The organism is Pseudomonas sp. B21-019 (genome assembly GCF_024749225.1).
Classification (GTDB): domain Bacteria; phylum Pseudomonadota; class Gammaproteobacteria; order Pseudomonadales; family Pseudomonadaceae; genus Aquipseudomonas.
Map to the genome: position 1 here is coordinate 5,554,858 of NZ_CP087193.1, position 21,262 is coordinate 5,576,119.

Consider the following 21,262-nt stretch of genomic DNA (forward strand, 5'->3'; position numbering starts at 1 on the left):
CAGGCCTGGTGATCATTCCCATGCACTGGCGTGGGAATGATCACTCCTCAACAGGCTCGCCTCGATAGAACATCCAATACCCGATCTGCCCCACGAGCTCATTCATCAACTGCCCCGATTGCCAGATCGATTTGAATTCCGGCATCCAGCCACCCAGCGGCCGCGCATTGTCCACGCCTAAAAACCCCACCGGCGCCGGCACCACCTCAAATCCGGCCTGCTCAAAGCTCCAGACCGCCCGCGGCATATGCCACGCCTGAGTCACGACCACCACCCGTTTGATCCCCTGCGGCAACAATACCTGGGCGCTGAACTGCGCGTTTTCCCAGGTTGTGCGGCTGCGCCCTTCCTGCCAGCGTACGGTCACGCCAAAATCATCGAGCAACGAATCTGCCATCAGCTGCGCTTCAGTCGGCGGTGTCCCGTAATGCAGGCCGCCACTGGTCAGAATCGGCAAGCCGGAAGCCTTGGCCAGACGTGCGGCATAACGCTCGCGCCCAAGACCTACGCCGGTGGGCTGGTCGACGCCCCAGGCCAGGTCGCCACGCTCACGCCCGGAACCCAGCACCACGATCGCGTCGGCGCGCTGGCCCAGGGTGGCCCATTCCTCGCGTACGAGCGGCGGCTCGCGCTCCAGAACCCTGGCAGTCCACTCCACCATGACTGGCAGGCTCATCAACCAGAAGCCGCCCACACCCATAACGAAGCACGCCCCCGCCAGCCTCGGCCTTGAGCGGCGCCACCACCAGGCGAGTACCAGCAACAGCAAAAGAACGCCGGGCGGCAATAGAAGTTGTTTAATGAAATAACGAAAAGGCATCGGGCATCTCCATAGATGCCCGAAGCCTAAGTGGGTTAACGCAATGCGACAACAAATGCGGAAGGACTTTATTTCAAAAAACCATATGCGATGGTTTCAAGTGTCCTTACTTGAACTGCAGAGACCGGACCTTTACCGCGCCTCCGCCGGGTGTCTTATCCTTGAGCCAGAGGATCTTGGCCGTACGTGGTGCCTCGAGTTGCTTCATTGCTGCTGACAAGCATCCGTGCGTTTCACGTTCACTGCGGTCCAGATAGGCCTTGACCAGTTCAAACTCTGCGGGGGTCAAACCACGCAGTTCCAGCTCCAGGGGACGCTCGTCGCGAAGCCGTCCAGCGGTTTTGGCCGCGTCCAAGGCCATTGCGAGACGGTCGATCAGTCTTTCGTACAACTCCGGTTTTGTAGCTTTTTGCTGTGAATCAACCATCCATCACCTCATTGAAGATAAGACTCACTCCCCTTTTAGAGCTTAGCTTCGCTGAAAAAACCGGCTGAGCGCCGCGACCAACGGCCCTTGGGGCGGGAATTGGCCGCGCCCTTGCGTGTAATCAGGGTTTCCCTCGGTAGAGTGCCGTCATGTATGCTACGGCGCTTCCTGTAACTCCACTTCCAGCTCGGCTGGGCAGCGAAACGCCGATTTGGCGTCATCACCGTCCAGCGTTGCATTGAAGAGGATTAGGCCACCCCTATTCAGTTCAAAAGTAGCCATGCACGAACAATATCAGCCCCGTGAAATCGAAGCCGCCGCCCAGTCGTTCTGGGACGAGCAAAAGTCCTTTGAAGTCAGTGAACAGCCAGGCAAGGAGACTTTCTACTGCCTGTCGATGTTCCCTTACCCCAGCGGCAAGCTACACATGGGGCACGTGCGCAACTACACCATCGGCGACGTGATCTCCCGCTACCAGCGCATGCAAGGCAAGAACGTCCTGCAACCCATGGGTTGGGACGCCTTCGGCATGCCGGCGGAAAACGCCGCGATGAAGAACAACGTAGCGCCCGCCAAGTGGACCTACGAAAACATCGCCTACATGAAAAGCCAGCTGCGCAGCCTGGGCCTGGCGGTGGACTGGTCGCGCGAAGTGACCACCTGCAAGCCTGATTACTACCGCTGGGAACAATGGCTGTTCACTCGCCTGTTCGAAAAAGGCGTGATCTACAAAAAAAGCGGCACCGTGAACTGGGACCCGGTCGACCAGACCGTTCTGGCCAACGAGCAAGTGATCGACGGTCGCGGCTGGCGTTCCGGCGCGCTGATTGAAAAGCGCGAAATCCCGATGTACTACTTCAAGATCACCGCTTACGCGGATGAGCTGCTGGAGAGCCTCGACGAACTGACTGGCTGGCCTGAACAGGTCAAGACCATGCAGCGCAACTGGATCGGCAAATCCCGCGGCATGGAAGTGCAGTTCCCGTACGACGTCGCTTCCATCGGTGAAGCCGGCGCGTTGAAAGTCTTCACCACCCGTCCGGATACCCTGATGGGCGCAACCTACGTTGCCGTGGCCGCCGAACACCCTCTGGCTGCCCTGGCGGCGCAGAACAATCCTGAACTGCAAGCGTTCATCGCTGAATGCAAGGGCGGCAGCGTTGCTGAAGCCGACGTCGCCACTCAAGAGAAAAAAGGCCTGCCGACCTCGCTGTTCGTCGAGCACCCGCTGACCGGTGAGAAACTCCCGGTATGGGTCGCCAACTACGTGCTGATGCACTACGGCGATGGCGCGGTCATGGCGGTTCCGGCGCACGACGAGCGTGATTTCGAGTTCGCCACCAAGTACAACCTGCCGATCAAATCCGTGGTACGCACCAGCTCCGGTGACACCAACCCGGCCCCGTGGCAGGACGCTTACGGCGAGTACGGCACGCTGATCAACTCCGGTGAGTTCGACGGCCTCGACTTCGCAGGCGCTTTCGACGCCATCGAAGTCGCACTGATCAAGAAAAACCTCGGCGCCTCGCGCACCCAGTTCCGTCTGCGCGACTGGGGCATCAGCCGTCAACGCTACTGGGGCTGCCCGATCCCGATCATCCACTGCGATACTTGCGGTGATGTGCCGGTCCCGGAAGATCAACTGCCCGTGGTGCTGCCGGAAGACGTGGTACCGGACGGCGCTGGTTCGCCGCTGGCGCGCATGCCCGAGTTCTACGAATGCGCTTGCCCGAAATGCGGCGCACCGGCCAAGCGTGAAACCGACACCATGGACACCTTCGTCGAGTCCTCGTGGTACTACGCTCGTTACGCCTCGCCGCACTTTGAAGGTGGCCTGGTAGAAAAATCGGCGGCCGACCACTGGTTGCCGGTGGATCAGTACATCGGCGGTATCGAACACGCGATTCTTCACCTGCTCTATGCGCGCTTCTTCCACAAGCTGATGCGCGATGAAGGCCTGGTGAGCTCCAACGAGCCGTTCAAGAACCTGCTGACCCAGGGCATGGTCATCGCCGAGACTTACTACCGTCGCGAAGCCAATGGTGCCTACACCTGGTTCAACCCGGCGGACGTCGAACTCGAACGCGACAGCAAGGCCAAGGTCATTAGCGCCAAGCTGATCGCCGACGGTCTGCCGGTGGAAATCGGCGGCACCGAGAAGATGGCCAAGTCGAAGAACAACGGCGTCGACCCACAGTCGATGATTGACCAGTTCGGCGCAGACACCTGCCGCCTGTTCATGATGTTCGCCTCGCCACCTGACATGAGCGCGGAATGGTCCGACTCCGGAGTAGAAGGTTCGCACCGCTTCCTCAAGCGCGTCTGGCGCCTGGCTCAAGCGCACGTCACTCAGGGCCTGCCGGGCAAACTGGATGTCGCCAGCCTGAACGACGAGCAGAAAGCCATTCGCCGTTCGATCCACCAGGCCATCAAGCAGGCCAGCCACGACGTCGGCCAGAACCACAAATTCAACACCGCCATCGCCCAGGTGATGACGCTGATGAACGTGCTGGAAAAAGCCCCGCAAGGCACCGAGCAGGATCGCGCGCTGATTCACGAAGGTCTGGAAACCGTGACTCTGCTACTGGCCCCGATCACCCCGCACATCAGCCACGAGCTGTGGCATCGCCTGGGCCACGCTGACCCGGTGATCGACGCCGGTTGGCCGGTGCTGGACGAAAGCGCCCTGGTACAGGACAGCCTGCAACTGGTCATTCAAGTGAATGGCAAGCTGCGCGGCCACATCGAAATGCCAGCCAGCGCCAGCCGCGAAGAAGTTGAAGCCGCCGCACGGGCCAACGAAAACGTCCTGCGCTTCGTCGATGGCCTGACTATTCGCAAAGTGATCGTAGTGCCCGGGAAACTGGTCAATATCGTCGCCAGCTAAAAATTGGATCGGGCGCCAGGTGAGCCTGGCGCCGAGTAAAACCTTTCGGGCCGGTTGACCGGCCCACATGGTTTCAAGGGGAGCAACAAGATGATCAAACGCAATTTGCTGGTGATGGGCCTTGCAGTCCTGCTGAGCGCCTGCGGTTTCCACCTGCGTGGCACCGGCACCACCGAACTGGCGATCAAGGAACTCGATCTGAGCGCCCGTAACGCCTATGGCGAAACCGTGACGCAAATGCGCCAGATGCTGGAAAGCAGCGGCGTCAGGGTCTACAGCGGCGCACCTTACAAACTGGTGCTGACCGATGAGCAGGAAAATCAACGCATCCTCAGCTATGCCGGTGCCGGCCGTACTGGCGAGTACCAGGTGAACAGCGTGCTCAATTACGACATCCGTGGTCAGGGTGACCTGCCTCTGCTGAGTGACAAGCTTGAAGTGCAGAAGGTGTTCATCCACGACGGCAACAACCTGGTAGGTTCCGACCAGGAAGCCAACGATGCCCGCCGCGAGATTCGTCGTGAACTGATTCAACGCATGATGCTGCGTCTGCAACAGCTGACTCCGACTCAGTTGGAACAGCTGCAACAGACCGCCGACGCCCGGGCCAAGGCTGAAGCCGCCGCGCTGGAAGCGGCACAGAAGGCTGAAGCGGAGACTCCGCGTCAGTCGCCTGTCGAACTGCCGCAGCAGTAAGACTTACGGGGCGCTCAGGCGCCCCGTTCGCCTCTTCTTATGAAACTCGCCCCCGCCCAACTCGGCAAACACCTGCAAGGCGCTCTTGCGCCGGTCTACATCATCAGTGGCGATGACCCACTGCTGTGCCAGGAAGCCGCCGACGCCATTCGCGCCGCTGCTCGCCAACAAGGTTTCGATGAACGCCAGGTCTTCGCCGCCGACGCCAGTTTCGACTGGGGTACGCTGCTGCAGGCTGGTGCAAGCATGTCGCTGTTTGCAGAAAAACGTCTTCTGGAACTGCGCCTGCCCTCCGGCAAACCTGGTGACAAAGGCGCCGCCGCGCTCATCGAATACTGCTCGCGCCCGGCCGAAGACACGCTGCTGCTGATCAGCCTGCCCAAGCTTGATGGCAGTGCGCAGAAAACCAAGTGGGGCAAGGCGCTGGTCGAAGGTCCGCAGACCCAGTTCGTGCAGATCTGGCCCGTGGACACCAACCAGTTGCCCAGCTGGATTCGTCAACGACTGTCCCAGGCCGGGCTTTCCGCCAGCCAGGACGCCGTCGAACTGATCGCTGCTCGGGTCGAAGGCAACTTGCTGGCTGCCGCCCAGGAAATCGAAAAGCTCAAGCTGATGGCCGAAGGTGGCCAGATCACCGTCGAAACCGTGCAAGCGGCGGTGGCCGACAGTGCGCGCTTCGATGTCTTCGGCCTGACCGACGCGATCCTCAACGGCGAAGCCGCTCATGCCCTGCGCATGCTCGAAGGGCTGCGCGGCGAAGGCGTCGAACCGCCGGTGATTCTCTGGGCGCTGGCCCGTGAACTGCGCCTGCTGGCCAACCTGTCGCTGCAATACAGCCAGGGCGTGCCGCTGGACAAAGCCTTCAGCCAGGCCCGACCGCCGGTCTGGGACAAGCGCAAACCGCTGATGAGCAAGGCACTGCAACGCTACTCGGCGCAACGCTGGGCGCAGTTGCTGCTCGAAGCACAGCGCATCGACGCGCAGATCAAAGGCCAGGCGGCGGGTTCACCGTGGATGAGTTTGAGCCGGTTGACCTTGTTGATGGCCGGGCAGAGATTGTCGTTGCCTGCCGAGTAAGCACGCTCTCTGTAGCAGCTGGCGAAGCCTGCGTTCGGCTGCGAAGCAGTCGCCAAGTCAGACGACGCAGTGTGTCAGGATGATTCCGGACTCAGGGTTTACGACTGCTGCGCAGCCGAACGCAGGCTTCGCCAGCTGCTACAGGGCGATCGGCGAAAGGTCCTACGCAATGCGGGACTAGACAGAACCCCAACTTCGGCCGATGATTTGTCCCGCAAAATCCACTCACTTGCGAGAAATCATCATGAGTAAAAAGCCATCCAGGCATGGCCCCAACAAGGCCAAATCCATCATCGCCCAGCCACTGTTCCGCAGCCGTCAGGAACGAGCCGGCAAGGGCAAAGGCAGCTACCGCCGCGAAGCCTTCCAGTCTAATAGCTGGGAGGCTTCTTACTTTCTGGCAGCCTGAAAGGCAAGCCATCGCTCAACATGTTAAGGTCTGCACCTGATTCGTATCCTCTGGACCTGTGCATGCCCCTTTGTCTTTCCCGTCGTTGGCACCTTCGCCAATTGATAGCTGCCTCCAGCCTCGTTCTGCTTGTCGCCTGCGCGGAAAAACCCACCGCCGCCGACGCCCAGCCGCTTCAGACCCAAGCCGTTGCCACGGCCCCTGCGGTCATTCCGCCGGTGGTTCCGACCGGTGAGAATCTCGACATCCAACCCACCCAGACCTTTGCCGAATGGCAGGCGGGTTTTCGCAAAGACGCCCTCGCCGCCGGCATTCGCGCCGACCTGTTCGACCGTGCCTTTGCCAATGTCAGCCTGGACGCCAGCGTGATCCGTGCCGACCGCAGCCAGCCGGAGTTTACTCGTCCGGTGTGGGAATACCTCGATGGCGCGCTGTCGCCGCTGCGGGTGCGCAAAGGTCAGGCACTGGTCAGCCAGTACGCCGATATCCTGCAAAGCATCGAACAGCGCTATGGCGTCGACCGTCAGGCACTGGTCGCGGTGTGGGGCATGGAGAGTAACTTCGGTCAGTTCCAGGGCAACAAGTCAGTGATCAACTCCCTGGCAACCCTGGCCTATGAAGGTCGACGCCCAGGCTTTGCTCATGCGCAGCTGATCGCTGCCCTGCAAATCCTGCAACAGGGCGATATTGAACCGGAGAAAATGCTCGGCTCCTGGGCAGGCGCCATGGGCCAGACCCAGTTCATCCCGACCACCTACAACACCCACGCCGTAGACTTCGACGGCGATGGCCGGCGTGACATCTGGAACAGCGCCGCTGATGCACTGGCCTCGACTGCGCATTACCTGCAAAGCTCTGGCTGGCAGAAAGGCCAGCCGTGGGGCTTCGAAGTCCAACTGCCGAGCAGCTTCAATTACGTCCTGGCCGATGGCGCGATTCGCAAAAGCGTCGCCGAGTGGCAGCAACTGGGGATCACCCTGCCCAATGGTGTCCAGGTTCCGGCCGGTTCCGAACACCTGTCGGCCGCCCTGCTCCTGCCGGCAGGCTATCGCGGCCCGGCATTCCTGATCTTCGATAACTTCCGCGCAATCCTCAAGTACAACAACTCTTCGTCCTACGCCTTGGGCGTGAGCCTGTTGTCTGAGCGTTTCAATGGCGGTGGCCTGATCAACGGTCTATGGCCAAAAGATGACTTGCCGCTGAGCCGTACCGAGCGAATCGAGCTGCAAACCCTGCTGAGCGCCCGGAACTATGACGCCGGCACCCCCGACGGCATCATCGGCGCCAATACCCGTAAAGCAATCCGCAGCGCGCAGCAGTCGTTTGGCTGGCCGGCGGATGGGTACCCTACGCACAAGTTGCTCGAAGGTTTGCGTAACCGCTAAAAGCAAAAGATCGCAGCCTTCGACAGCTCCTACAGGGTTTTGTGTACACCTGCAGGAACTGCCGAAGGCTGCGATCTTTTTTTGCGATGTGTTGTTACTTGATCACCACATCCTGCTCCAACACCAACGTCTTGCTCCCCGCATCCAGCCTGACCAGCGCCCCCATCGGTAACGTCAGGTTCGGGTCGCAATGCCCGCTACGCCATCCGGCCAACACAGGTATGCGCAACGACGCGAAGGTCTGCTTGAGCAAGCCCTCCAGCGCGATTGTGTCCACACCCGCCACATCCCCCACCAGAACCCCGCGCAACTTGTGCAGCGTGCCGGCCAGACGCAAATGGGTCAGCAGCCGATCAATGCGATAAAGCGGCTCGTTGATGTCTTCGATGAACAGGATGGCACCCTCGGCGTCGATCTCGTAAGGCGTGCCCATGGTCGCGGCGATCATCGACAGATTGCCCCCCAGCAAACGCCCGTGAGCGATGCCTGGCGAGACGGTCGTCAACGGATAGGCCACCGGGTGCGCCAGCACGCTGTCCGCCGTCACTTGCCCGCGCAACATGTTGAAAAACGAGGACTCGGTGGGTTTCTGCTTGTCACCCAGCAGGTCAGCATTGAGCATCGGGCCGTGAAACGTCACGAAACCCGCATAACGGCTGATTGCCAGGTGCAGTGCAGTAATATCGCTATAGCCGATGAACGGTTTGGCATTGTTGCGCAGTAACTCGAAATCGATGCGATCGAGCAAACGCGGCGTACCGTAACCGCCACGCAAACAGATGATGGCGTCGACCTCGCTGTCGGTAAATGCCGCGTGCAAGTCATTGAGCCGCACATCGTCGCTGCCGGCCAGGTAGCCGTCTTTCTCGTAAACGCCGGGGAACACTCGCAGCGAATAGCCGCGAGCGCGCATCCAGGCAATCGCTTTATCGGTGTCCAGGGCAGCGGGGCCGGCAGGCGCAATGACGCCGATCAGCCCTGCAGGCGGCAAGGCCGGAACAGGGACGTGAGGACAAAGGGTGTGGGTCGGTCGAGCAGTCATCCATGATTCTCCCTGTGTGAATGCTTCAGCACACAGTAGTCAGGAACGGGAATAAACAAAAGAGGGTCAGTCGCACCACGGCTTGCAGGAAAAGCCTGAAGAGGATGTGGGCACCGCCAATGAAAACGCCCGCAAGGACTAACCTTGCGGGCGTGCTCTTTTTTCAGCGCGGAATCAGGACGACATCAATTCGGCCTTGACCAGCTTCGCCTGCTCGTCGGCGTGGTACGAGGAGCGTACCAGCGGGCCGGAAGCGACGTTCTTGAAGCCCATCTTGTAACCTTCCTCGGCAAACCAGGCGAAGGTGTCCGGGTGCACGAAGCGCTGGACCGGCAAGTGGCTGCGGGACGGTTGCAGGTACTGGCCCAGGGTCAGCATGTCGATGTCGTGTTCGCGCATGCGTTTCATGACTTCGATGACTTCTTCGTCGGTTTCGCCCAGACCCAGCATCAGGCCGGACTTGGTCGGAATGTGCGGCATCATCTGCTTGAAGCGTTGCAGCAGGGTCAGCGACCACTGGTAATCCGACCCCGGACGCGCAGCCTTGTACAGGCGCGGCACGGTTTCCAGGTTGTGGTTGAACACATCCGGCGGCTCGGCGGCGGTGATTTCCAGCGCGATGTCCATACGGCCACGGTAGTCCGGAACCAGGGTTTCGAGCTGTACGTTCGGCGACAGTTTGCGGATTTCGCGGATGCAGTCGGCAAAGTGCTGGGCACCGCCGTCACGCAGGTCGTCGCGGTCTACCGAGGTGATGACCACGTATTTCAGTTTCAGGTCGGCGATGGCGATTGCCAGGCTTTCCGGCTCGTTCACGTCCAGAGGCTTTGGACGGCCGTGGCCGACGTCGCAGAACGGGCAACGACGGGTGCAGATGTCGCCCATGATCATGAAGGTCGCGGTGCCGCCGGAGAAGCACTCGCCCAGGTTAGGGCAGGATGCTTCTTCACAAACGCTGTGCAGCTTGTGCTTGCGCAGCAGGGCCTTGATGCGATCGACCTCCGGGGAAACCGGGATGCGCACGCGAATCCAGTCGGGTTTCTTCGGTAGTTCGGTGGTCGGGATGATCTTCACCGGGATGCGTGCAACCTTCTCGGCGCCGCGCAGCTTGACGCCGGCTTCAACCTTGGCACGCGGGGCCGGACGCTCGGTGACATCGAGCGTCGGGATCATGGTTTGCACTGCATCAGTAGTCATATCAATCGATTCCGCCCGTTAGGGTCGTCTGCTCAGCATAGTCGAGGTGTTTGACGAGCTGCGCGCGCAGCCGGGCACTTACCTCGGCAAATTCAATCGGTCCTGCGTGATCGCGCAGCTGGGTCATCGCCAGCCCGGCATAGCCGCAGGGATTAATCCGTCGAAACGGTTCCAGGTTCATATCCACGTTCAGGGCTAGGCCATGAAAGGAACAACCGTGGCGGATCCGCAGACCCAAGGACGCGATTTTCGCGCCATCGACATAGACACCCGGTGCATCCGGCTTGGCGGATGCGGTCACGCCGTAACTGGCCAGCAACTCGATCAGGCACTGCTCCATGCGGCTGACCAGGTCACGCACGCCGAACCCCAGCTTGCGCACATCCAGCAACAGGTAGGCTACCAATTGGCCTGGACCGTGGTAGGTCACCTGACCACCGCGATCGACCTGCACCACCGGAATATCGCCCGGCAGCAACAGGTGCTCAGCCTTGCCGGCCTGGCCCTGGGTGAACACCGGAGGGTGCTCGACCAGCCAGATCTCGTCGGCGGCATCGCTGCCGCGTTCGTTGGTGAAGCGTTGCATGGCATGCCAGACCGGCTCGTAAGCCATCTGGCCGAGTTCGCGAAAGCCCAGCGTGCCAGGCATCACAGCACCATGTGCACGAAGCCGGTAGCCCGCAGTTCGCTGTTGATGTTGTACAGCTGGTCCTGGTCGGTGGCGACGATGTGCAACTGAATCGTGGTGTACTTGCCGTTGGTGCTTTGGCGCTCATCAACGCGGTCATGGTTGATCGTCGCGTGTTTCTTGACGATCTCGATGATCTTGTCTTTGTTGCCTACACCCGTATCGCTGATCACCTTAACCGGGTAATCAATGTTGGGGAATTCGATCTTAGGCGCCTTTACTTCGGTATCGGTCATGGCGTAACGGCCTCGTAAGCGTAAGCCGTGGCGACAGCAAGGCCCCACGCCGGATCAGCGCGGGGCCATGCAGGTGCACACTATCAGTTGAACAAGCCGTAGAAGAATAGACGGATGCTATCCCACATGCGGCGGAAGATACCACCCTCGTCGACCGCGTCCAGAGCGATCAGGTCGGCGCTGTGCACCACTTTGTCGTCCAGTTTCACTTCGACTTTACCGATCACGTCGCCCTTGGCGATTGGCGCAACCAGTTGCGGGTTCATGGTCATGCTGGCAGCAAGCTTCTTCAGCTGGCCTTTGGGCAAGGTCATGGTCAGGTCTTCAGCCAGGCCGGCCTTGACTTGATTGGTGGTGCCTTTCCAGACAGGTGCCTGAGCCAGCTCGGCGCCTTTCTGATAGAAGGTCTGGGTTTCGAAGAAGCGGAAACCGTAAGTCAGCAGCTTCTGGGTTTCGGCAGCACGAGCCACTTCGCTGTTGGTGCCGAACACCACGGCGATCAGGCGCATGCCATCACGTACGGCCGAAGACACCATGCAGTAGCCGGCTTCGTCGGTGTGACCGGTTTTCAGACCGTCGACAGTCTTGTCGCGCCACAGCAGCAGGTTGCGGTTAGGCTGCTTGATGCCGTTCCAGAAGAACTCTTTCTGCGAGTAGATCGCGTAGTGAGCCGGGTCTTCGTGGATGATCGCGCGAGCCAGCACGGCCATGTCGTGAGCAGACGAGTAGTGCTCAGGGTTCGGCAGACCGGTCGGGTTCATGAAGTGGGTGTTGGTCATGCCCAGATCAGCAACGGTTTTGTTCATTAGGTCGGCGAATGCGTCTTCGCTGCCGGCGATGTGCTCGGAGAGCGCAACACTGGCGTCGTTGCCCGACTGAATGATGATGCCGTGCAGCAGGTCGCTGACGGTAACTTGCGAGCCGACCTTGATGAACATCCGCGAACCACCGGTACGCCAAGCGTTCTCGCTGACGGTCACCGGATCGTTTTCGCCGATCTGGCCACGACGGATTTCCAGGGTCGCGATGTACGCGGTCATCAGCTTGGTCAGGCTGGCCGGCGGCAGACGCTGGTCACCGTTGTTCTCTACCAGCACGTTGCCGCTGCTGGCGTCCATGAGTACGTAGGCTTTGGCGGCCAATTGCGGTGGCGACGGCATCATCTCGACCGCGAAAGCCGCGGGTGAGAGGAGCAGCGGGACTAGCAGGCACAGGCGTTTGGCAAAGGTGGTGATGTTCATCCGTCTCTCGAAATCGCTAATGGAAACTGCCCTAAGGCAAAACTAATCAGACAACTTTTCAAAAAGCTGTCACGTGTTCAGTTGCTCACTCTGTAACCCTTGCCGGGCTTTTGTTCTTCAACGAGCCAACAACCCGGTTCGCCCCCCAAAACCGCAAGCGAACCGTCAATCAAGTACTACGTGTTACTCGGCGCTGACCAGGCTCGGTGAACCGAGATTGGCCAGCCGCACGCTGTTCTGCACCTGCTGGATTTCACCCGCAGAGCCGATCGGCCCCATGCGCACCCGATGCAGTGTCTGCTGGTTACGCACGATCGAGCTGATGAACACCGGAGCGCTCACCATCCCGCTGAGCTTCGATCTCAGGAGTTCTGCAGCGTCCGGGTTGGCGAACGCGCCCACCTGCAGATACTGGCCAGAGGCTGGTACAGAAGCGTTTTTTTTTGCATCGATCTGCACAGGCACAACGGCCGCGGCGTGTTGCTGCGGCGGTGGCGTCCATTGCTCGACGGTGCCAGTGGAAGCCGTCACGGTCGGCGCGGCATTTTGCGCCACTTGCGGCTCGTTGAGCATCAACGGTGCCGGACGACCTTTCTGCGCCCACCATTCTTGCGGATCGATGCCTTCGACCTTGACCCGCGCCGTGCCGATTTCAGCGTAGCCAAGCTTCTTGGCGGCCGCGTAGGACAAGTCGATGATCCGGTCTGAATAGAACGGCCCACGGTCATTGACCCGCAGAATCACCGTCTTGTTGTTGTCCAGGTTGGTCACCCGAACGTAACTTGGCAGTGGCAAGGTCTTGTGGGCGGCGCTCATGCCATACAGGTCATACACCTCGCCGTTGGCGGTGTTCTGGCCGTGGAACTTGGTGCCGTACCAGGACGCCGTGCCCGACGCGACGTAGGTCTTGGATTCCTGCAGCGGGAAGTAGGTCTTGCCCAGCACGGTGTACGGGTTGGCTTTATAAGGACCGCTGTGCAGGGTCGGCGTGGCATCCGGGATGCGCGATACGTCGACATCCCACCAGGGTGCGCCATCCTTGTGCGCCCGGTTGATATCCAGGCCGGGGGCCGAACGAACGGCGGTGGAAGACTTCTGAGTCGGCGAGCGGCTGGTCGAACAACTGGCGACCAGCACCGCCAACGCGGCGAATGCCATGAGCTTCAGGGGTTTATTCATAGGCAATGCCCGCATTACTTGACGCCCCGTGCTTGGACCAGCTGTTCAGACAGTTGATGTACGGCCATGGCGTACATCACGCTGCGGTTATAACGCGTGATCGCGTAAAAATTCGTCAGGCCCATCCAGTATTCGGGGCCATTGTCACCTTCCAGGCGGAAAGCCGTGACCGGCATATCATCGCGCAGCGCATCATGACTCGACCAGCCCAGCGCCCGCAACTCCCCGACGGTTTTCGTCGGTTCGATGCCATCGGTCAGCCCGTCGTCCACCTGATCGCCGCGCACATCGGCGCGGCTGACCACAGGTTCGCCGGCGACCCAGCCGTGTTGCTTGAAATAACTGGCGACGCTGCCGATGGCATCGTCCGGGTTGGTCCAGATATTAATGTGGCCGTCACCGTCGAAATCCACCGCATAGGCGCGAAAACTGCTCGGCATGAATTGCGGCAAGCCCATGGCCCCGGCGTAGGAGCCTTTGAGGGTCAACGGGTCGACCTGTTCTTCTCGGGCCAGCAGCAGGAACTCACGCAATTCCTTGCGGAAGAAATCAGCACGGGGAGGATAGTCGAAACCCAGGGTCGACAAGGCGTCGATCACCCGATAATTACCGGTATTGCGACCAAAAAAGGTCTCAACACCGATGATCGAGACGATCACCTGCGCCGGCACACCGTATTCCTGCTCGGCGCGAGCCAGCACCGCCTCGTGCTGACGCCAGAAGTCCACGCCACGGGCGATGCGCGCGTCGGTGATGAACATCGGGCGATATTCTTTCCACTGCTTGACACGTTCGGCGGGTTTGGAGATCGCGTCCAGAATCGTCTGCTTGCGCTCGGCTTCGCGGAACACGCCCATCAGCTGTTCACCGGCAAAGCCGTAGTCACGGGTCATTTCACCAACGAACTCGGCCACCTGGGGTGAACCTTCGTAATCGCCGGCCAATGCTTCCTGCACGGAACCAAGGATGCTCACCAGGCCGACCCACGGTGCGTATCGAGTCGCCCAGCCACGCATTACTTGCATTGAAATCTTCACCTTATTCAAACCTGCGCGATCCACTTGCGATGGGTATGGATCGACATCAAAACCCCAAACGCTGACAGTAGCGTCACCAGCGAAGTTCCTCCGTAGCTAATGAACGGCAACGGCACCCCCACCACCGGCAACAGGCCACTGACCATACCGATGTTGACGAAAACGTAAACAAAAAACGTCATGGTCAGGCTGCCCGCAAGCAATTTGCCAAACAATGTCTGGGCCTGGGCGGTAATCACCAGCCCGCGACCGATCAACAGCAGGTAAATCAGCAACAGCGCGCAGATACCGACCAGGCCGAACTCTTCGCCAAGGACCGCAATAATGAAGTCGGTGTGGCTTTCTGGCAGGAAGTCCAGGTGCGACTGGGTACCGAGCAACCAGCCCTTGCCGAACACGCCACCGGAACCGATGGCCGCTTTCGACTGAATGATGTTCCAGCCCGTGCCCAGCGGATCGCTTTCGGGGTCGAGGAAGGTCAGGATTCGCTGCTTTTGATAGTCGTGCATGATGAAGAACCACATCGCCACGGCCACCGGCACGGCGGCGGCGATCACGCTGAGGATCCAGCGCCAGCGCAGGCCGCCCATGAACAGCACGAATGCGCCACCGGCGAGGATCAGCAACGAAGTACCGAGATCGGGCTGACGCACGATCAGAATGAACGGGACACCGATCAGCACCAGACTGATCCCCACGTGCTTGAGCTGTGGCGGCAAGGAACGCTTGGCCAGGTACCAGGCGATGGTCGCCGGCATCAGGATCTTCATGAATTCCGAGGGCTGGAAGCGGATCACCCCGGGGATATTGATCCAGCGGGTGGCCCCCATGGCGTTGTGGCCCATGACGTCCACCACCACCAGCAAGATCACGCCGACCACATAGCCGAGCGGCACCCAGCGGGCCATGAAGCGCGGTTCGAATTGGGCGATGACGATCATCGATATCAGGCCGATACCGAAGGAAGTGGCTTGCTTGGCCAACAGATCCCAGCTCTTGCCGCTGGCCGAATACAGCACGAACAGGCTGCCGGCGGCGAGGGTCAGCAGCAGGATCAGCAGCGGGCCGTCGATGTGCAGGCGTTGCAACAGCGTCGCACGGCGACGCATCACATCCTCGCTTGAGAGCATGCGATCGAAATTATTCTTCACGGGCCGTAGCCTCCGCACTGATAGGGCTGGCGTATTCGGCTTTCAGTCGGCCGTCCTGGTCGAGGAGCCAGGCGTCCATCACTTGGCGCACCACCGGCGCGGCGACGCCGGAGCCGGACTCGCCGTTCTCGACCATCACCGACACCACGATTTTCGGGTTGTCGGCCGGCGCGAAGCCGACGAACAAGGCGTGGTCGCGGTGGCGCTCCTGCACCTTGGAGCGGTCGTACTTCTCGCCCTGCTTGATCGCGACCACCTGGGCCGTACCACTTTTGCCGGCGATCCGGTATTGCGCGCCGATCGATGCCTTGCGCGCCGTACCCCGGGCACCGTGCATTACCTGCTGCATACCGTGATTGACCTTGGTCCAGTCCGACGGGTCGCGCAGGATAATGTCCGGCATCGGATTTTCATCCTTCGGCTTCTCGCCCTCGATGGTCTTGGCCAGGTGCGGACGATTCCAGACACCCTTGTTGGCCACCAGTGCCGTGGCCTGCGCCAGTTGCAACGGAGTGGACTGCATGTAGCCCTGCCCGATCCCCAGAATCAGCGTCTCGCCCGGGAACCAGGCCTGACGACGGGTCACGCGCTTCCATTCCCGTGTCGGCATCAGCCCCGGCGACTCTTCGAACATGTCCAGGGAGACCTTCTGGCCAATGCCGAATTTGCTCAGGTAGGACGACAACCGATCAATCCCCAGCTTGTGCGCCAGGTCATAGAAGTAGGTGTCGTTGGAGCGCATGATCGCCGTGTCGAGATCGACGAAGCCGTCACCGGTACGGTTCCAGTTGCGGTACTTGTGATCGTAGTTGGGCAGCATGTAGTAGCCCGGGTCGAACACCCGGGTCGACGCCGTGACCACGCCCGCATCCAGGCCGGCAATCGCCACCGCTGGCTTGATGGTCGAACCAGGCGGGTACAGACCGCGCAGCACGCGGTTGAACAGTGGCCGGTCGATGGAGTCACGCAGCTCGGAGTAGGCCTTGAAACTGATGCCGGTGACGAACAGGTTCGGGTCGAAACTCGGCTGGCTGACCATCGCCAGCACTTCGCCGGTCGCCGGATCCAGCGCCACGACCGCGCCACGGCGACCGCCGAGTGCAGCTTCGGCGGCTTCCTGCAATTTGATGTCCAGGCTCAGGACGATGTCCTTGCCGGAAATCGGTTCGGTACGTTTGAGTACCCGCAGCACGCGGCCACGGGCGTTGGTCTCGACTTCTTCGTAACCGACCTGACCGTGCAATTCGGGCTCGTAGAAGCGCTCGATGCCGGTTTTGCCAATTTGATGGGTGCCGCTGTAACTCACCGGGTCCAGAGTCTTGAGCTCTTTCTCGTTGATCCGCCCCATGTAACCCACCGAGTGCGCAAAGTGCGCGCCCTGTGGATAGTGACGAACCAGTTGCGCGACCACTTCCACGCCCGGCAGACGGAACTGGTTCACCGCGATGCGGGCGATCTGCTCTTCGGTCAGCTCGAACAGGATCGGCACCGGCTCGAACGGCCGACGCCCCTGACGCATACGCTTCTCGAAGATCACCCGGTCCTCGGGCGTCAGCTCCAGCACTTCGACGATTACGTCGAGCACTTGCTGCCAGTCGCCGGAGCGTTCGCGGGTCATGCTCAGGCTGAAGCTGGGCCGGTTGTCGGCCACCACCACGCCATTGCGGTCGTAGATCAGCCCGCGAGTCGGCGGAATCGGCTGCACATGGACGCGGTTGTTTTCCGACAGGGTCGAGTGGTACTCGTACTGGATCACCTGCAGGAAATACAGCCGCGCGATCAGCACGCCGATCAGCGTCACTACCGCAATAGCCCCGAACACGACGCGGCCACGCACCAGACGGGCGTCTTTTTCGTGGTCCTTGATGCGGATCGGCTGGGACATGAGGGCAGAACTACTTGTGGTAAGGGTGGCCGGACAGCACTGTCCAGGCACGATACAGCTGTTCGCCGATCAGAATCCGCACCAGCGGGTGCGGCAACGTCAACGGCGACAACGACCAACGTTGATCCGCCCGGGCACAGACTTCCGGCGCCAGCCCCTCGGGGCCGCCGACCATGAAATTCACCGTGCGCGAGTCCAGCCGCCAGCGATCGAGTTCGGCCGCCAGTTGCTCGGTGCTCCAGGGCTTGCCGTGGACTTCGAGGGTGACAACGCGCTCGTTCGGCCCGACCTTGGCCAGCATGGCTTCGCCTTCCTGACGGATAAAGCGCGCCACGTCGGCGTTCTTGCCGCGGGTGTTGAGCGGAATTTCCACCAGTTCCAGCGCCAGCTCGGAAGGAAGACGCTTGGCATATTCATGCCAGCCTTCTTCCACCCACTTGGGCATGCGTGAACCGACGGCGATCAGTCGCAGTCGCACAGCGTTCCCTTATTGCTGGTCTTTGTTGAGCTTGGTGAAATGCTCATGGGTGTTCTCAGGGCTGTGGTGTGCAGCGCTGGCAGAACGGCTTTGCTCGGCACCGGCCCACAGGCGTTCCAGGTCATAGAACTGGCGCGCCGAGGCAGTCATCATGTGCACGATGACGTCGTCCATATCCAGCAGTACCCAGTCGCTGTCGCCCTTGCCTTCTTCACCCAGCGGCTTGACGCCTTGGGCTTTGACGGCTTCGCGGACCTTGTCCAGCATCGCGCCGATCTGGCGGTTGGACGTACCGGTGGCGATGATCATGTAGTCAGTGATGCTCTGCTTTTCACGAACGTCGATCACCTGAATGTCCTGGGCCTTGACGTCTTCCAGGGCCGCTACGGCAACCTTGACCAGCTCTTCGCCGGCCAGTGGTGCGCCAGTTGGCGCTTCTACTGGCAGCGGTGCGCTCTTGAATGTGCCCTTGCGCTTTACTTTGTTTACGTCTTTGTCAGTCATATAAAACTCGTTTTGCTCGTATGTTCGGGCGCTTCGATACACGCATTCACGTGCCTTGAAGCGCGCCCTTTTTCAGTTCGACGCACGGTAAAGTCCGTGCGCATCGATGTAGGCCAGGACCGCGTCGGGCACCAGGAAACGTACCGACTTACCGCTGGCCAGCAGTTGACGGATCTGGGTGGCGGATACCGCGAGCGGTGTCTGCCAGACGAATGCAATCTGTCCGCTCGGCCCTTTGAGGGCCAGCGGGTCGCTCACCGAACGTGCTGCCAGCAGGTTGCGCAAGGCATCCGGCGGTTCGCTGTCGGCATCCGGGCGTTGCAGCACCAGGATGTGGCAATGCTGGAGCAACTCTTCCCAGCGGTGCCAAGTGGGCAGGCCGCAAAATGCGTCCCAGCCCAAAAGTAGAAAAACCTGGTCTGACGCGGCAAGTTCGGCGCGCATCAGTTCCAGGGTGTCGATGGTGTAGGACGGCTTGTCCCGCTGCAATTCGCGGGCATCCACCACCAACGGTGCCACACCGGCCACCGCGCACTTGACCATCGCCAGACGGTCCTTCGCCGATACCTGCGGCTTGTCCCGATGGGGCGGCCTGGCACTGGGTGTCAGACGCAACTCATCGAGCGCCAGCGATTCGGCGACTTCCAGCGCACCGCGCAAATGGCCGATGTGCACCGGGTCGAAGGTCCCGCCCAGTACGCCAATGCGTCGAGGCCGGGGCTCGCTGGCGGTCACAGGGGCTGACGGGTCGAGGTCGCCCAAGTCAGAGCGACTCCTGGCCGCGCAACTGACCATCACCGACCACGATGTACTTCTCGCAGGTCAGACCTTCGAGGCCCACCGGGCCGCGGGCGTGCAGCTTATCAGTAGAAATGCCAATCTCGGCACCCAATCCGTATTCGAAGCCATCGGCGAAGCAGGTCGGGGTGTTGATCATCACCGAGGACGAATCGACTTCAGCCACGAAACGCCGGGTGTCGGCCAGGTTTTCGCTGACGATCGAGTCGGTGTGATGGGAGCCGTACTGGTTGATGTGCTCGATGGCCTGATCCAGCCCGTCGACCACGCGAATCGAGAGGATCGGCGCCAGGTATTCGGTGGTCCAGTCTTCTTCGGTGGCCGCGACGGCCTCGATGATCGCCCGGGTGCGCTCACAACCACGCAGTTCGACGCCTTTTTCGCGGAACTGGGCAGCCATCGCCGGCAGAAACTCTTTGGCGACGGCTTGATCGACCAACAGGGTTTCCATCGCGCCGCAGATGCCGTAACGGTAAGTCTTGGCGTTGAATGCGATGCGCCGGGCTTTCGGCAGATCGGCGTGGGCACTGACGTAGACGTGACAGATGCCGTCCAGGTGCTTGATGACGGGCACGCGGGCATCGCGGCTGACCCGTTCGATCAGGCCACGGCCGCCACGGGGCACGATGACGTCGACGTATTCGGGCATGGTGATCAGCGCGCCGACGGCGGCACGGTCGGTGGTTTCGACCACTTGCACCACCGCGGCCGGCAGATCGGCCTCGGCCAGGCCGCGCTGGATGCAGGCGGCAATGGCGCGGTTGGAGTGAATCGCTTCGGAGCCGCCACGCAGGATGGTCGCGTTACCGGACTTCAGGCACAGGCTGGCAGCATCGATGGTCACGTTCGGCCGGGATTCGTAGATGATCCCGATCACGCCCAACGGCACGCGCATCTTGCCGACCTGAATGCCCGACGGCCGATAACTCATGTCACGGATTGCGCCGACCGGGTCCGGCAGAGCCGCGACCTGACGCAAACCGACGATCATGCCGTCGATGCGCGCCGGGGTCAGCGCCAGGCGTTCCAGCAGGGCCGGCTCAAGACCATTGGCACGGCCGGCGGCCAAATCCAGTTCATTGGCTGCGGTCAGCTCGGTGCGGGAGGCGTCCAGCGCATTGGCAGCCGCCTGCAAGGCGCGGTTTTTCTGCGCGGTGCTGGCACGGCCGATCACGCGGGAAGCTTCGCGGGCGGCGCGACCCAAACGGGTCATGTAGTCAAGAACGGACTCAGTCATGGTCTGCTGTGGTCTTGGTAAAGAGGAAAGCGGCAGATTATAGCTGTCGCGTCTCGGGACTAACAGCGGTGACGGGCGGATGGTCGAAATGGAAGGCAAATTGCCGACGTTCAGCCGTGATTAAGTTGCATATTGTTATCATCACGACTCAATCAGCCCTGATAAACGCTGTTCATCATGACTAACCTGACTGTTCGTGCATCCGAAACGCGCCCACCAAAGGCGCTGCCGGATGCATTTTTCGACCGCGACGCCCAAACGCTGGCCCGGGATCTACTGGGCAAAATCATCCGCCACCGGGTCGACGACCTGTGGCTCAGCGCCCGGATTATCGAGACCGAAGCCTATTACTGCGAAGAAAAGGGTAGCCACGCCTCCCTGGGCTACACAGAAAAGCGTAAGGCTTTGTTTCTGGATGGCGGCCACATCTATATGTATTACGCCCGCGGCGGCGATTCCCTGAACTTCAGTGCCCAAGGTCCGGGCAATGCGGTGCTGATCAAATCCGCCTATCCATGGGTCGACGAACTGAGCGGGCCAGCCAGCCTGGCGCAGATGCTGTTGAACAATCCCGACGCCAAGGGCCGCCCTCGCCCCTCGCAAAAGCTGTGCGCCGGGCAGACCTTGCTGTGCAAGGCGCTGGGGCTGAAGGTGCCGGTCTGGGACGCCAAGCGCTTTGACCATGAAGTGCTGCTGGTGGAAGACATCGGGCCTGCGCCCGGCCACATCATCCAGACCACCCGCCTGGGCATCCCCCAGGGGCGCGACGAACATTTAATGTACCGCTTCGTCGATGCGGCTTACGCGCCGTACTGCACTCGCAATCCGATGCGTCGGGGTCAGGTCGAAGGGCGCGATTATTTTTTGCTGACTTGAAACATGCCCGGG

General features: G+C 60.9%; 21 protein-coding genes. 6 read left to right on the forward strand and 15 right to left on the reverse strand.

Going from position 1 to position 21,262, the window contains the following annotated elements:
* Nucleotides 1–40 precede the first annotated feature (40 nt).
* Both LOY36_RS24930 and LOY36_RS24935 read right to left on the reverse strand, forming a co-directional pair.
* Nucleotides 41–820 (reverse strand): YdcF family protein, encoded by a 780-nt coding sequence (locus LOY36_RS24930; protein ID WP_258671241.1) that lies wholly within the window; start codon nucleotides 818–820, stop codon nucleotides 41–43.
* Nucleotides 821–926: 106 nt separating this feature from the next.
* Nucleotides 927–1,247: a hypothetical protein gene (locus tag LOY36_RS24935; RefSeq protein WP_019650894.1), complete on the reverse strand. Its 321-nt coding sequence runs from the start codon at nucleotides 1,245–1,247 to the stop codon at nucleotides 927–929.
* Between the two features lie 280 nt (nucleotides 1,248–1,527).
* Here LOY36_RS24935 and leuS point away from each other — a divergent pair, with 280 nt between their 5' ends.
* The 5 genes from leuS to LOY36_RS24960 all read left to right on the forward strand — a co-directional run bounded on the left by leuS (nucleotide 1,528) and on the right by LOY36_RS24960 (nucleotide 7,701).
* Nucleotides 1,528–4,134: a leucine--tRNA ligase gene (gene leuS, locus LOY36_RS24940; protein ID WP_258671242.1), complete on the forward strand. Its 2,607-nt coding sequence runs from the start codon at nucleotides 1,528–1,530 to the stop codon at nucleotides 4,132–4,134.
* Between the two features lie 90 nt (nucleotides 4,135–4,224).
* Nucleotides 4,225–4,830 (forward strand): LPS assembly lipoprotein LptE, encoded by a 606-nt coding sequence (lptE, locus tag LOY36_RS24945; protein ID WP_019650892.1) that lies wholly within the window; start codon nucleotides 4,225–4,227, stop codon nucleotides 4,828–4,830.
* Nucleotides 4,831–4,869: 39 nt separating this feature from the next.
* The gene (gene holA, locus LOY36_RS24950; RefSeq protein ID WP_007937416.1) at nucleotides 4,870–5,907 is read left to right on the forward strand and encodes a DNA polymerase III subunit delta; all 1,038 of its coding nucleotides are present in this window, start codon (nucleotides 4,870–4,872) and stop codon (nucleotides 5,905–5,907) included.
* Between the two features lie 244 nt (nucleotides 5,908–6,151).
* Nucleotides 6,152–6,316 (forward strand): alternative ribosome rescue factor ArfA, encoded by a 165-nt coding sequence (gene arfA, locus LOY36_RS24955; protein ID WP_065908951.1) that lies wholly within the window; start codon nucleotides 6,152–6,154, stop codon nucleotides 6,314–6,316.
* A gap of 62 nt (nucleotides 6,317–6,378) precedes the next feature.
* Complete coding sequence (locus tag LOY36_RS24960; RefSeq protein ID WP_258671243.1) at nucleotides 6,379–7,701, forward strand: lytic murein transglycosylase; 1,323 nt, start codon at nucleotides 6,379–6,381, stop codon at nucleotides 7,699–7,701.
* Nucleotides 7,702–7,795: 94 nt separating this feature from the next.
* Here the strand turns inward: LOY36_RS24960 and LOY36_RS24965 are convergent, their stop codons facing one another.
* The 13 genes from LOY36_RS24965 to LOY36_RS25025 all read right to left on the reverse strand — a co-directional run bounded on the left by LOY36_RS24965 (nucleotide 7,796) and on the right by LOY36_RS25025 (nucleotide 20,374).
* On the reverse strand, nucleotides 7,796–8,743 hold the full coding sequence (locus LOY36_RS24965; protein WP_018925758.1) for an LD-carboxypeptidase: 948 nt from the start codon (nucleotides 8,741–8,743) through the stop codon (nucleotides 7,796–7,798).
* A 174-nt stretch (nucleotides 8,744–8,917) separates the two neighbouring features.
* Entirely contained in the window at nucleotides 8,918–9,940 is a 1,023-nt protein-coding gene (gene lipA, locus LOY36_RS24970; protein WP_007937422.1) for a lipoyl synthase, read from the reverse strand.
* A gap of 1 nt (nucleotide 9,941) precedes the next feature.
* Nucleotides 9,942–10,589 carry a lipoyl(octanoyl) transferase LipB gene (gene lipB, locus LOY36_RS24975; RefSeq protein WP_007937425.1) on the reverse strand — a complete coding sequence of 216 codons (648 nt, stop codon included), beginning with the start codon at nucleotides 10,587–10,589 and terminating at the stop codon, nucleotides 9,942–9,944.
* Nucleotides 10,589–10,864, reverse strand: coding sequence for a DUF493 domain-containing protein (locus tag LOY36_RS24980; protein WP_258671244.1), 276 nt, complete (start codon nucleotides 10,862–10,864; stop codon nucleotides 10,589–10,591). Before LOY36_RS24980 ends, lipB begins: the two co-directional genes overlap by 1 nt.
* Nucleotides 10,865–10,947: 83 nt before the next feature.
* The gene (locus LOY36_RS24985) at nucleotides 10,948–12,105 is read right to left on the reverse strand and encodes a D-alanyl-D-alanine carboxypeptidase family protein (RefSeq protein WP_018925757.1); all 1,158 of its coding nucleotides are present in this window, start codon (nucleotides 12,103–12,105) and stop codon (nucleotides 10,948–10,950) included.
* A 183-nt stretch (nucleotides 12,106–12,288) separates the two neighbouring features.
* The gene (locus LOY36_RS24990; RefSeq protein WP_026286382.1) at nucleotides 12,289–13,299 is read right to left on the reverse strand and encodes a septal ring lytic transglycosylase RlpA family protein; all 1,011 of its coding nucleotides are present in this window, start codon (nucleotides 13,297–13,299) and stop codon (nucleotides 12,289–12,291) included.
* On the reverse strand, nucleotides 13,299–14,309 hold the full coding sequence (mltB, locus tag LOY36_RS24995; RefSeq protein ID WP_258671245.1) for a lytic murein transglycosylase B: 1,011 nt from the start codon (nucleotides 14,307–14,309) through the stop codon (nucleotides 13,299–13,301). Before mltB ends, LOY36_RS24990 begins: the two co-directional genes overlap by 1 nt.
* 17 nt (nucleotides 14,310–14,326) lie before the next feature.
* Complete coding sequence (gene rodA / locus LOY36_RS25000; RefSeq protein WP_019650887.1) at nucleotides 14,327–15,430, reverse strand: rod shape-determining protein RodA; 1,104 nt, start codon at nucleotides 15,428–15,430, stop codon at nucleotides 14,327–14,329.
* Nucleotides 15,431–15,461: 31 nt separating this feature from the next.
* Entirely contained in the window at nucleotides 15,462–17,357 is a 1,896-nt protein-coding gene (mrdA, locus tag LOY36_RS25005) for a penicillin-binding protein 2 (RefSeq protein WP_258671246.1), read from the reverse strand.
* 10 nt (nucleotides 17,358–17,367) lie between these two features.
* Nucleotides 17,368–17,835 (reverse strand): 23S rRNA (pseudouridine(1915)-N(3))-methyltransferase RlmH, encoded by a 468-nt coding sequence (gene rlmH / locus LOY36_RS25010; RefSeq protein WP_258671247.1) that lies wholly within the window; start codon nucleotides 17,833–17,835, stop codon nucleotides 17,368–17,370.
* 9 nt (nucleotides 17,836–17,844) lie between these two features.
* Nucleotides 17,845–18,339, reverse strand: a complete 495-nt coding sequence (gene rsfS / locus LOY36_RS25015; RefSeq protein ID WP_019581345.1) for a ribosome silencing factor — start codon at nucleotides 18,337–18,339, stop codon at nucleotides 17,845–17,847.
* A 72-nt stretch (nucleotides 18,340–18,411) separates the two neighbouring features.
* The gene (nadD, locus tag LOY36_RS25020; protein ID WP_018925751.1) at nucleotides 18,412–19,101 is read right to left on the reverse strand and encodes a nicotinate-nucleotide adenylyltransferase; all 690 of its coding nucleotides are present in this window, start codon (nucleotides 19,099–19,101) and stop codon (nucleotides 18,412–18,414) included.
* A gap of 1 nt (nucleotide 19,102) precedes the next feature.
* The gene (locus tag LOY36_RS25025) at nucleotides 19,103–20,374 is read right to left on the reverse strand and encodes a glutamate-5-semialdehyde dehydrogenase (protein ID WP_258671248.1); all 1,272 of its coding nucleotides are present in this window, start codon (nucleotides 20,372–20,374) and stop codon (nucleotides 19,103–19,105) included.
* Nucleotides 20,375–20,551: 177 nt separating this feature from the next.
* Between LOY36_RS25025 and LOY36_RS25030 the strand changes: the two genes are divergently transcribed.
* A complete protein-coding gene (locus LOY36_RS25030; protein ID WP_258671249.1) occupies nucleotides 20,552–21,250 on the forward strand; it encodes a DNA-3-methyladenine glycosylase in 699 nt (232 codons plus the stop codon).
* Nucleotides 21,251–21,262 lie beyond the last annotated feature (12 nt).